The organism is Siphonobacter sp. SORGH_AS_0500 (assembly GCF_002838835.1).
Taxonomy (GTDB): Bacteria; Bacteroidota; Bacteroidia; order Cytophagales; family Spirosomataceae; genus Siphonobacter.
On record NZ_NHPP01000003.1, the window covers coordinates 256,206 to 268,969 of the forward strand.

A 12,764-nucleotide genomic window follows, 5' to 3' on the forward strand; every position below is an offset into this window, starting at 1 on the left:
AAAAATGACAGAAATGGAATGGGTTCAGTACCAAGGATTAAAATCTGTATACTACCTGAAGCTGACCGGAAGCTCCGTTCGCTGAAAACTGGCTTACATTTCTTGGATAAGGGGTTTGTCCATTAGAATAGGCCGCCTGATTGCTCAAAATGCGATCTGGATACGTATTCAGCAGGTTCAGGCCCATCAAACTAAACTGCCAGTGCTGGGTAGGAGTATATTCGATGGTGACATCAAACAACGTTTTTCCCCGAAAGGTCTGAGATTCATAAGGTTGGGTCAGCGGTTTGATCCAGCCCGTCACCGCTCCAATGTACGTCGCCCGCACCGACCCGCTCCAATGATGGTGTCGATACTCACCGGAAATAGTAAATTTTCCCCGGGGCTGAGCGGTTTCGATAAGCCCTCGGCCAATGGTATCAATCAGAGAAATAGCCGAAGCCGTACCTTTCTGAAAAGCAGCGGGCGTGGGTTTGATACGGGTGATCTGGGTTTGGTTATAGGAAAAAATAGCCGAGACTCGCAGGAAGGTATTTTTCTTACGGTTGTTGCTATACGTTAATTGTGCGTCGAGGCCTTTCGTTCGGGTGGACAACTGATTCGTAAATAACCGAACTTCCGTTAGTTCAGGAAACAACCGCTGGAGCGAGGCGATGGAAGCAACGAAAAGTCGGTCACTCAGGATGATCCGGTCACGAATAGAAATCTGATAGGCATCCAGGGCAAAAGTGAATGAGGGCTGTATTTCTCCCGCCACGCCCAGGGTATAATTCCAGGATTTTTCGGCTTGAATAGGAGGAAAGCCCAGTTCAGCCATTCGGGGATCCTGACTCGAAATCTGACGGGTGAGAGCAATGGATCCAGCCTGAACCGTAGACGTAACCAGCCGATTGAAATTCTGCTGTAAGGAGGGAGCCCGAAACCCCCGATTGATGGAACCTCGTACGGAAAGCCGGGAATTCATCCGATAACGAATGGAAGTCTTACCCGAGAGATTGCTGCCAAAATCGCTGTAGGACTCCAGCCGTAAAGCTATACTACCCAGGATTCGTTTCTTCCATTCGCCTTCTACATCGCCATACAAACCCAAGTTGGAACGGAACGCCCGTACTTCGTCGGCCCTGGCGATTCCAGGCCGACCACTTGCTCCGGGAGCTTTATTCATCAGTGGACCTTGTTCCGAAGCTGCCGCGTCTCCCGCCCGTAACTGAAATTCACTCCGCCGAAACTGACTCCCCAGAGCCACATTCCAGCTCGTGTTGGGGGCATGAAACAGCCGGGTTGCCGTTGCATCCACGAGGGTATGAGCAAAGTAACTTCGACCTACGTAAAAATCAGTGGGGGAAATCGCTCCCAGCGAAGGATTGCTGGTGTGATTGGCCCACAGGTCTAGTCGGTTGGAACCGTAACTACCGCTAAAATCCCATTGCCATCCCTGAGGGATCTGGCGACTCAGACCGATGACCTGTGAAAAATCGACGGTCCTGCCCGGTAACTCCGGCGTATAGCCATCCGGGTATAAGTCGGGGTTTGAATTGGCGTTGTCAGGGATGGCATTTCTGAAGAAACCATAAGCCACGATGTATTTGTTGGAATAGCTTCCGGTCTGATAAAAGGTCCAGTAATTATGAACCGGGTAACTAATTTTGTACAAACCCTGCACCGTGGTAGAGCCGTTACTGCCGTAGATTCCCACTCTGAAAGGCGGTTGCCAAACCCCTCGGTTCTGACGAATGCGGTTATCAGTGGTAGAGTCGCTGGCGTAAATACGCCCGGTATAAGCATCAGACCGATTAGTAACGCCAACGGATTGCACCTGTAAGCTCAGGGTCAGGTTACTACCCGCTTTTCCCAGCCCCGTTCCCCAGCGGAGGCCCGTTGTAAAGAAGGTCCCATCTCCTCGGCTGGTACTCCCTACGGAACTTCGAATTAACCCTCCCTGCGTTTCTTTTCGCAAAACCAGATTAATAATGCCCGCAATAGCGTCTGATCCGTACTGAGCTGCGGCTCCGTCCCGAAGAATCTCCACGCGTTCCAGAGCCAGGGTTGGGATGGCATTCAAGTCGGTTGTTACGGTACCCAATCCTACCGTCTGGTTAAGATTGATGCCGGAAAAAGGATGGCGGCGTTTGCCATCCACGAGAACCAGCACCTGATCGGGAGCAAGTCCGCGTAAGGTAATCGGGTCGGCATAATTGGCCACGCCGTTGATTCCCGTTTTCAGAGTCTGAACCGTAGGAGAAGTAAACTGTAACTGTTGAGCCAGTTCCAACTGACCTGTAGCCTGTAACTGATCTGAAGTGAGCACGTCTACGGGAACGGACCGATCCAGACGCAAGCGGGGGCTCGCGTAAGAACCCACAATCGCAATTTCAGGAAGAGCGACCGTCGTTTCCTGAAGAATGACCGTCGGCACCAGGCCGGGCTTTCCCATGATCTGCGTAGACTGATAACTTAGATGAGAAAACAGGAGGGTGGCGGGTTCAGAACCTGATAACTGGTAGGAACCGTCTGCCTGGGTGGTGGTGCCCTGCAAACTTCCCTTGATTCGTATAAAAGCATCGGAGATCGGCTCTCCTTTTGAGTTTTTGACCATTCCCCTAAAGAACGTTTCCTGTACTTGAGGAACGGAGTCCTGAGCCGTGAGAATAAGGTTCCCCCTGATGAGTTCGTAATGAATCGACAAAGGCCTGAATAAGCGATCCAGCACCAAACGTAACGGCTCCTGGTGGGCCCGTACAGAAACCTTTCGGCGTACGCCTATGGCATCAGGATTATATAGAAAACGGGCAGAGGTCAATTTTTCCATTTTCGTTAGTACGGTTTGGAGTGGCGTATCCTGCATACGCAGGCTAATCGATTCTTCTAACGGAGACTCTTGGGCATAAGTTAAGGTGCAGCTAAAGACAATAAGTATCAGGACCTGTTGAAAAACAGGCATTCTACAGCGTGTCCACGGGTACCAAAGCAACCTCAACGGTATCAGCGTAAATTAAAGTATAAAGTCTATTTCGGGGTTTTTATGGGGAAGTAGGACAGGGTCGTCCGTCAATAACTATAGTTTTTTGCTCGATGCGATACGACCATTTAAGGGTTTTACAGAGTAACTCCAGCTTTCCGTAGAAGGTAGAGTCTGCCAGGGTGCCTGAAAACGTACAACGTTCCAGAGGCGTCTTAGCCAAAAGAACCGGAATATGATAGGCTTTTTCTAACGAATCAATCACGGCTTTCACTGGAGCATTGGAAAAACTAAAACTCGAGGGCAGGGTAGTCTGAGGTTGCTCTACCAGCCCACTGACCCAGCGTTGCGTACGAAGGTTTACGACGACCTGTTGGTTAGGGGTCAATAAAACCGAAATGGGCTGAAGCTTGGCTTGTTGAGAAACCTGCACCCTTCCCGTCCGAACCTCTACCTGAAGCTGCTTTTCCGAACTTCTTACCCAGAAACTGGTGCCAAGTACCTCCGTAATGGTTCCTGAGGCGTACACCCGAAAGGGCCGCGAGGGATCTTTCGATACCTTGAAAAAGGCCTGACCTGCCAGCGAAACTTCCCGCCGATCCGAAGGAAAGGATTTGGAATACACCAGCGTAGCTCCAGGATTTACTTCAACCGTTGTTCCCTCGGAAAGTGATACGGTAACGGGCTTCGAGGACGTATTGGTATAGGTAACGGAATCATCCATGCTCCAGAAAATGCCCAGGCTAATCACGATAAAAAGCCCAGCGGCAGCAGAAACCCAGCGAGCCGTAGAGGTAAAAAGCCAGAGCGTTTTTTTTTCCTGCGTTCTCGTGTCAATGACTGCTTTCATCCGCTTCCGGGCGGCAGTTAGCTCTTCTTCGGAAAGCTCAAGGTCTGCCCCCATTTCCTCATACCATCGGTCAAGGCGACGATCTTCCTGAGGGCTTTGCTGGCCGTTCAGGTAGTTTCGGAGCAGGGTGCGGAATTCAACCAGATTCATAAGAGAAAAGGCATGCTTGCGTGTTCATAGTGTAAGTACGCTAACCCAGCCATTTACCCTAAATTGATTAATAAATTATTTGAATGTTTATATTCTACTTGAAGTATATTTAATAAATTCATGGAAAAATTATATATGTATTTTGGTATGAAGATAGATGTAAGATATTGTTGATTATTCCGTTTATCCTCTCGAATGTAGGGAGGGCTTATGTAATCCTTGCAGTCGCTCGGCTAGAACCGAGTGAGGATGTAATGTGGCCGATGTCAACAAGGAGGTTTTGTTGGGAAAGGTGTTGTCTAACTAGGCAGTGCTTCGCATCCTACCGGCCAGAGGTCTATAGCTAGGTAGTCACTCGGCAGGAGCCGAGCGACTGCGGGGACTGCAAGAGTATGGGTAATTTCTAAACTCTAAATAAGGTTTTGTGCTTTGCTCTGGCCAAAGTTAGCAAGCATAAGTTCGGGAAAGGGGTCTTGTTACTAGCTACTGATGGTTGTAGTTTTTATTCAGTTCCAAATAATTTTCCATTAAATGTATGAGTGCAACAAGTACAAAATGGTTTCATATCTTTTGCTTTTAGATCTGGATTTGATAATTGTAAAATATTATTATCATCAACAAACAAGCCAGAGAAATAGGACGATTCGCCAGTTCTTATGAAATCTCTTTTTTTATCTTCTATTAAGGCAACCATCCCATATATTGGTTCAACTTTATCCAGTCTAGCTTTGGCTTCACTAAAAATTTCGTCCCAGTTAGAGCCAACTTTTGATAATAAAAATCTATAAAGTGGAGTATAGTCTAACCCTCGTTCCTTTTTCCCAAACATTTTTCCTTTAGTTTGTTCTAAAGTTTCTCTTTTACTGTGTCGTGTATTTTTAAAATCTCCACCAATATAATGATCAACATTAAATGCTTTAGTGTTTACTTTTCTAAATAATTTAGGTTTTTCTTTGTTCATTTTCCGTTTTTACATTAAAATGAATACTTTATGAATTTCAATTATGGTTGTAGTTTAAAATTACCATACAATCATCCAATTAAACGCAACTCGGACATCTATACTCTCAAATATACATCTTTTCATGACATTCCCTTGTACAGCTCATACCACAAAGCACTCACGATTGAATATTTACCATATTAAAAATCTTAAATGCATTGAAAAAAAGGTGTTGTTTGATGAGATAATGTTTCGCATCCTACCGGCCAGAGGTCTATAGCTAGGTAGTCACTTGGCAGGAGCTGAGCGACTGCGGGAGCATCTTGCTCTCATGGTTTTGTAGAATTATTGTAACGAATAGGGTTTTATGTTTGAGCAGAAAATTGAAGGATAAAGGCTGATATGAGTACTGAGGTTCAATTGAAAACTACTGTTGAATCTTACAATTCAGCTCGTCTGATGCAAAACTCGTGTTAACGGTAGCTTATTGTTTCTCGTTTCTCAATTCTCTTAATAATTAGAAACGCAATCAATAAATTGGGAATCCAGCAGAGCCAAGCAACGATTTGGTAAGCGGATATAAAGTCATTAAATAAAATTACTAAAAGCGGAAGCCAAATTCTAAGAGTTACTGCTGCAAAACACAAAGCATAACTGTATAACATCATTTTTTCGTGATTAGCAATCATTCCTTTTTTAATCTGAAGAAATGCTGTCAGGGTTGTGTAAAACCATATAAAGCCTAAGCAAATAAACCCCAAAGATGTAAAAAGTCCGCCTGTTGCGTATAGGGCAATGTAAAGGCTTGTCAATGCACTTATTAATGCGGAGATTACATAAACGCTACCTATCTGTCTATGTATAGTTAAATTTCTTACTCTTATTTTTGTACTGAATTGTGTCCAACCGATAAGTAACGCAAGCCCTCCTGAAATGATGTGAATATAAAATGATAAGCTCCAAAAAATGTTCTTGAATAGCCCATTATCCTTTGTGTTAAGTAGTCCAAATTTTTTATCCAAGAATAAATATAGCGTTGGATACAGTCCAATAAGTATTGCCATTGTTGCAAATAATATCCAAAGGGCCTTTTTAGTCATTGTGTACGTCTGCTCGTTTAAATTACTGCTAACTATCTAATAGACGTAATACTTGCATCTATCTTTCAAATATATATCTTATGCATACCATTCATGTATATGCATAAGTATCAATTTTTTAGGTATTTAGAATATGCATTGCCTGAAAACGTGTCGAAAACAACACAAGAGACGTAATAGCTTGGTATTCCTCTAGCTGATGGTAGCAGGAATGTTTTCGTTTGGGAAAAGGTGTTGTCTGACGAGACAGTGTTTCCCATCCTATCAGCTAGAGGCCAGCTATTCACTTGACTGCAGGGAAAGCGTCTAAGAGGCTTTATTAATCAAGATGGCCTACCTCAACAAAACGAGTACCTACGCTGTTCTGGATTTGCAATCCAGAACCAGTCTGTTACGGATCTGTGATCCGTATGTGGGGATTATAAATCTCCAACAGATCGCTTTCGGATTGAAAATCCGAAAGAGCAGAGTATTACTCAAAAGGCAGCCTAACCGAAGGCTCGTATCAGTTACTTCTTTACCTTCTCAAACAAAAACTCCAGCCGCTCCGCATCGGGCAAAACCTCTGCTTTTACTTCCTTACCGAGATTGATAATCTTTTTATCCTGAGTGGTGTACAAGGGCCAGTTTGGCACGTTTTTTCCGTTGGGGTTTCCCGTCGTAATAAAATTCAGCCAATAGGTAGACATGATCCGGGCCAGATCGTGGTCTGCTGGCTGCCAGGGGCGATGGATGAAAGCAAGGTTATCATAGGCGTACGCGACTTCACCCGTATGAAAGGCTCCATACTTCGCATATTCGTCCGTTCCGGGTACTTTTCTGGTAAAGCGATACACGTACACGGGCTGGCCCTGCCGACTTTGAGCATTTGCCCAGGCGTAATTCTGTACGCCAAAAATTAAATCACGTGCCAGCTCATATTGGGATTTAGTAGCTTCTGTTTCGTTTGAGGCGGGGTAATGCCTGAGAAAGGCATTGCCCTCAGTACCGTATTGCTGATACAAGTAATGCTGGTAATCTTCTGCCTTTAGTAAGAGGCCTCGCAGGATACCTTCTTCTTCATTCCACCCGGTTAACAGCGAAACGGGGTTTTGCTGATGGGAAGCAAAAATCTGAGCGATCGGCTCGGGTAAGATGTACCCATCGAGAATAGGGCCGCGTAGGCCTGCATCCGTTTTTAGAATGGCTTCCGCTGGTTTCTTACGTAATTCTTCCAGCGATGCTGCTTCGAGCGAATGCATGAACTTGATACCGGCTTCTTCCGCCTGAGCCAGACTTGGATGAGGGGAGGTGAAGTTCGCTCCACTTTCGGCGATAGCCTGCTTAAAAAGGCCCTTTGCCTGTGGACTGGCTACTAGTGCATTGACGCTCATAGAACCCGCCGATTGTCCGGCGATGGTCACCCGGTCAGGATCGCCACCGAAGTTTCGGATGTTTCTCTGAACCCATTTTAGAGCGGCAATCTGATCCATTAATCCGTAATTCCCGGAAGCATGATTACCCGATTCCTGGGTCAGTTCGGGGTGAGCAAAGAAGCCGAAGTTTCCCACCCGGTAATTGATGCTGACGAAAATAATACCCTTTTTAGCCATCGCTTCGCCATCATAAATGGGCACGGCACTGCCACCACCCATGAATCCACCGCCATAAATCCAGACCAAAACCGGACGCTTTTCCTGGGCTGATTGGGCTCCCGTCCAGACGTTTAAATAGAGGCAATCTTCACGAATGGGTTGTTTAGGAATTAAAAATTCCTCGCTCCACATACTGAATGGGGCCGGAGAGGCCTGCATGGGACTGGGACCAAATTGCGTACATTTCCGAATGCCTTTCCAGGGAATCACGGCTTGCGGAGCTTTCCAGCGTAATGGACCAACGGGAGGAGCCGCGAAAGGGATGCCTTTGTATATACATATCTTTTCGTGCAGGCTTCCCAAAATCAAGCCGCCGTCCACTTTGACTGGAGCCGGGCCTTTGAAAGAACTTAAACCCAACAGGAGTAACAGATAAAGAAGTAAGAACTTTTTCATAGGAATAGAGGGATCAACAGCCAATCAATCACGGTTTATAAACCGAAAATAATTGAATTCAAAAGAAGCAAAAGGGAGGGTAAGGTAGGAAAGAAAAAAGAGCTAAACAACCGAAGTTATTTAGCTCTTGCCAGTAGTCCGTACGGGAATCGAACCCGTGTTTTATCCGTGAAAGGGATACGTCCTAACCCCTAGACGAACGGACCATTTTATGTTGTTAAGCGGCGATTTTGTTGTCGTTTCGTTTAACGTGGTGCAAATATAGAGGTTTTTTGAAAGCGAACGCAAGTGTTGGCCTGAAAAAAGATGATATTCTTTTAAAGTTTATTCGATTTATAGGTTTTGTCTAATAAAAATGAGTAGGGACGGCAGTTTTGAACAAAAAAAGGGAGAATCCCCCGTTAGGCAATTCTCCCGAATAAATTACTTGATTTGATAAGCCGCTACCGTGTTCCCATTGAACGTCGGAACGTAGATCACTCGCTTACTTTTATCAAAGCCAATGTCCGCACAGTTCTTTTTATCGGGACGGGTATCCAGTAATTGATCCAGCTTTCCATCGGCGGCGTGCCAATAATGTAAAACGCCTTCCCAGCGGGAAAGGAAAAAGTTTTTCCCGTCGGGTTCGATGCCATCGCCAGACGGCATTCCTTCGGCCAGTTTTTTTAACGTTTTATCGGGATTAACTTCAAAGAAATCGCCACCGCCTGCGGAAATAATGTACATTTTGTTTCCAACAAACTTAATGCCGTTCGGACGCTTTAGTTCGGGACTTTCCAGAAAAACGGAAGCAGTTTTGCCTTTTATTACATAGACCCGGTCGGAGCCCGAATCGGTTACATAAACTTCGCCGTTGGGAGCTACGTCAATGTCATTGAGGTTAACAGCTCCAGCCGGGGCAATTTTCTCTTTGATTTGGCCCGTTCGGACATCAATTACGGCTACTTCGGTAATGTCCGCTACGTATAATTTACCCTTGGAAATCCCCATACCTTTGGGGGCATTCAGTCCATCGGCCCATTTTAATGTCTGTACGGCTCCGTTGGCGGCCAGGGTCGAAATGAATCCCTTACCGTCAGCTTCCCAGGGTTTTCCGTCAATATTGCTCACATAAATGGAATTGGTTTTTGAATCAACCAGAACAGATTCTGGAGTGAGAAACTGATTGCTGTCGGTTTCCCAAAGCTTTTCGAGTCGGGTTTGTGCAGAGCTGGATAGAGCCAGTAATAAACCGCCTGCGGCCAGAAGATTTTTCATACGTAGAATGAATTAGGGTTGAAAAAGAAAGGCTGGAAAAGTTTCCTTCACCAGCCTTTCTGTGCGTATTACTAATCAGTCAAAAATTAAAGTTGAGGCTGTTCCGCAACTAGGGTTTCGTCCTGTTGGTGATCTGGTTTTTTGTTACGCATCATGAACCAAAGTACACCAAAAGCGATGATCAGAATGGCGGGGAAGATGGCCATATTGTCCAGTACTTCCTGACCAGCGGCCAGTTCCATTGCATCGCCAGTAAGGCCCCGAGCGGCAGCATTACGTTTTTCATCATCAATCCAGCCACCAATGATAGGTTGGAAAATGGAAGTCGAGAACATCCCCATACCGCCCATGATGGAAAGTCCGAAGGCTCCTGATTTGGGAATGTATTCAGCCACAAAACCAATCATGGTTGGCCAGAAATAACACACGCCAATCGCGAAAATTACGGCCGAAACGTACACCATCGTGCCGGTAGACTGGCTCATCAAGACAATACCAATCGTCGTGATTAAAGCGGAAGTCCACAGAACACCGGTTGGGTTCAGGTTATGCACCAGTGGGCCTGCGAAGTAACGTCCAACGGCCATTAAGCCCGTTACTAAAGCCAGAATCAATAGTGGGCTAGCTCCTGCTTTACCCAGGATAGGCTCTACCCACTGGGTAGTACCAAATTCTGAAATGGAAGTCAGAGCCATGCAAAGCAGCATGAAAATGTACAGCGGGCTTAGCATTGCCTTAATGTTCGTAACGTTCGATACGCCTTCTTCTGCTTTTGTTTCAGGGAAGGCCTGTCCCGCGAACAGGAGACCGTAAATCACCAAAGGAATGATAATAATTCCCATTTGTAATTGCCAGCCTAAGCTCGCTTCGGTCATGTATTTTGATACCAAACTACCAATCACAATACCACCGGGGAACCACATGTGGAGACGGTTCAGCATTTGTGTTTTCAGTTTGCCTTCATACATGTCAGCAACCAGGGGGTTACAAGCGGCTTCTACAGTACCATTACCTAAACCAACGAAGAAAGTAGAAAGCAATAAAGTCCAGAAACCGTCCGCGAAAATGGTGGAGATGATCCCAATCAGGTGAGTAACGAACGCTACCCAGATGATTTTACGGGGGCCAATGATGTTATATAAAGGACCACCAAAAATCATAGCGATGGGAAAACCCAGGAATGCCATCTGATTGACATAGCCCAGCTCTTTGGAGGTAAGATTAAATTCAGTACCTAACTGGGTAAGGACACCCGCCCGAATGGCGAAAATCATGGCGGTAGTAATAATCCCAAAACAGCTTGCAACTAATAAGCGGCTCCGGTTAATGGATTGGGTCATAGCTATTGAGGTTTAGAAATAGGGTTTATGGTGTTTGTAATGACGTAGTTAGCGTAATAAACGCTGGGAGGGTTATTAAATTTTTCGGCTAAAAAACGAAAATATATACATTTTAGCTAGAATTTATGGGGTTTATTCTTGAGCTAAAAAGGGGGGATGCGGCTGGAATGTATACTACTTTCTCCGGCTTATGTCGATTCTTCATTTGAAATCTGCAATTTCTTGTCAAACTTTGGCAGCCTTAATTTAGGCGGGGGACGGAATGTATTTTGCTTAAATACGTGGTTTTCTGAACATTTACGGATAAATCAGGTCTTGAAGAAAAAGGGTGTAGGCAATGCACAACCGACCCTATTCCGTCTTTCCATTAACTATTCATTACGTCTTAAAAACACCTCTAACCATGGCCAGAAAACTCAGAATGGGAATGATCGGTGGAAGCCTGGACGCTTTCATTGGCTCCGTTCACCGTCGGGGAGCTGCTTTAGATGGCGAAATTGAGCTGGTATGCGGAGCGTTCAGTTCAAATCCTGAAAAGTCAAAAGCAACGGGTGAAGCCCTTTATTTACCCGAAGATCGCGTATACGGAAGTTTTGAAGAAATGATTCTTCGCGAAAAAGAACTTCCTGAAGGCGAACGAATGGACTTCGTGTCGATTGTTACTCCCAACCACGCCCATTTCCCTCCCGCCAAAATGGCTCTTGAGAACGGGTTTCACGTTGTTTTGGAGAAGCCCATTACCCTAAACCGGGCCGAAGCCGAAGAGCTGAAAGCCATTTGGGAAAAAACGAATTTGGTCTTCTGCCTGACGCATAATTACACGTCTTATCCGATGGTGAAAGAAGCCCGCCATTTAGTTAAATCGGGAGCTATTGGTAAGATTCGCAAGGTAATTGTGGAATATCCGCAGGGCTGGCTGTACAAAATGGTTGAAAGCTCAGGTACGAATAAACAGGCCGATTGGCGGACTGATCCCGCTAGAAGTGGAGCGGCTGGTGGCGTAGGTGACATCGGAACGCACGCTGAAAATATGGCGGAGTATATTACAGGGTTAAAAATTACGGAGTTACTCGCTGACCTGACCACCTTTGTTGAAGGCCGTCGGCTGGACGACGATGCCAATATGTTACTTCATTTCGAGAACGGAGCGAAGGGAATTCTGCATAACAGTCAGATTTGCAATGGTGAGGAAAATGATCTGAACATCCGGATATACGGAGAACTTGGCGGACTGAAATGGCGACAAATGGAGCCAAACACACTGGTGTGGACGAATCAGGAAAAAGGATCAAGAATCATCCGTACGGGCGTAAATGCCGAATCGAGAGCGGCTCAGGTGCACACGCGTCAGCCAGCGGGTCACCCCGAGGGGTATGTAGAAACGTTCGCTAGCCTCTATCGGAACTTCGCTTTCGCCGTTCGGGCCAAAGAAGCTGGTCAGGAACCCGATCCTGATTATGATTTTCCGGGTATTGAGGAAGGTATTCGGGGCATGGCCTTCATTAACACTGCTTTAAAATCCAGCTCTAACGGAGCCGTCTGGACTAAATTTGAGTAGTTTGATAAGATTGGACATAGTTAGATAAAGTTTGATTAATGTTAGAAAAGGTTTGAAGAAGTTGGTAAACGTCTTCAAACCTTACTAATCTTGTAGATTAACTAATCTCAGATGCCGACAGCCCATCGTTTTGAAGAATTATTAGTTTGGAAAATAGCTCGCGAATTGTGACAGGATACTTATTCATACACGAACCGGGCAGATTTCAACCATGATTATACTTTAAAAAATTAGATTCGTGCGTCATCTGGTTCTGGAATGGATAATATTGCAGAAGGCTTTGAACGTGGTAGTCGAAAAGAGTTTATTCAGTTTTTAACTATTGCAAAAGGTTCTATTGGCGAAACTCGCTCACAGCTTTATCGGGCTTTTGATGCAAAGTATTTAACTACTGAAGCGTTTGAATCAGCCCAAAGCAAATGCTTGAATTTGGCTAAAATGCTTTATTCCTTCATCGAACATTTAAAGAAGTCGGAAATGAATGGAATTAGGTATAAAGTTCAGGAGGATAGGACTTCTTATGGAAATAATCAGACTTTGAATATTGAAAATCAGTTTTTTACTGAAGTATAAACGG

The 12,764-nt window shown here is 45.3% G+C and carries 9 protein-coding genes and 1 tRNA gene; 2 read left to right on the plus strand and 8 right to left on the minus strand.

Going from position 1 to position 12,764, the window contains the following annotated elements; genetic code table 11:
* Positions 1–37: 37 nt before the first annotated feature.
* The 8 genes from BWI96_RS04825 to BWI96_RS04860 all read right to left on the minus strand — a co-directional run bounded on the left by BWI96_RS04825 (position 38) and on the right by BWI96_RS04860 (position 10,629).
* On the minus strand, positions 38–2,809 hold the full coding sequence (locus tag BWI96_RS04825; RefSeq protein WP_198555142.1) for a TonB-dependent receptor domain-containing protein: 2,772 nt from the start codon (positions 2,807–2,809) through the stop codon (positions 38–40).
* Positions 2,810–3,020: 211 nt separating this feature from the next.
* Positions 3,021–3,959, minus strand: a complete 939-nt coding sequence (locus BWI96_RS04830; RefSeq protein WP_106635558.1) for a FecR family protein — start codon at positions 3,957–3,959, stop codon at positions 3,021–3,023.
* A 502-nt stretch (positions 3,960–4,461) separates the two neighbouring features.
* On the minus strand, positions 4,462–4,920 hold the full coding sequence (locus BWI96_RS04835; RefSeq protein ID WP_106635559.1) for a hypothetical protein: 459 nt from the start codon (positions 4,918–4,920) through the stop codon (positions 4,462–4,464).
* Between the two features lie 455 nt (positions 4,921–5,375).
* The gene (locus tag BWI96_RS04840) at positions 5,376–6,002 is read right to left on the minus strand and encodes a DUF2306 domain-containing protein (RefSeq protein ID WP_106635560.1); all 627 of its coding nucleotides are present in this window, start codon (positions 6,000–6,002) and stop codon (positions 5,376–5,378) included.
* A 509-nt stretch (positions 6,003–6,511) separates the two neighbouring features.
* On the minus strand, positions 6,512–8,032 hold the full coding sequence (locus BWI96_RS04845) for a carboxylesterase/lipase family protein (RefSeq protein WP_106635561.1): 1,521 nt from the start codon (positions 8,030–8,032) through the stop codon (positions 6,512–6,514).
* Positions 8,033–8,166: 134 nt separating this feature from the next.
* Positions 8,167–8,238 (minus strand) — tRNA-Glu (locus BWI96_RS04850).
* Positions 8,239–8,455: 217 nt separating this feature from the next.
* Entirely contained in the window at positions 8,456–9,289 is an 834-nt protein-coding gene (locus BWI96_RS04855; RefSeq protein ID WP_106635562.1) for an SMP-30/gluconolactonase/LRE family protein, read from the minus strand.
* A gap of 86 nt (positions 9,290–9,375) precedes the next feature.
* Entirely contained in the window at positions 9,376–10,629 is a 1,254-nt protein-coding gene (locus BWI96_RS04860) for a sugar MFS transporter (protein ID WP_106635563.1), read from the minus strand.
* 403 nt (positions 10,630–11,032) lie between these two features.
* Between BWI96_RS04860 and BWI96_RS04865 the strand changes: the two genes are divergently transcribed.
* Together BWI96_RS04865 and BWI96_RS04870 are read left to right on the plus strand one after the other, a co-directional pair.
* Complete coding sequence (locus BWI96_RS04865) at positions 11,033–12,187, plus strand: Gfo/Idh/MocA family protein (protein ID WP_232793578.1); 1,155 nt, start codon at positions 11,033–11,035, stop codon at positions 12,185–12,187.
* Positions 12,188–12,445: 258 nt separating this feature from the next.
* On the plus strand, positions 12,446–12,760 hold the full coding sequence (locus tag BWI96_RS04870; RefSeq protein ID WP_198555143.1) for a four helix bundle protein: 315 nt from the start codon (positions 12,446–12,448) through the stop codon (positions 12,758–12,760).
* Positions 12,761–12,764 lie beyond the last annotated feature (4 nt).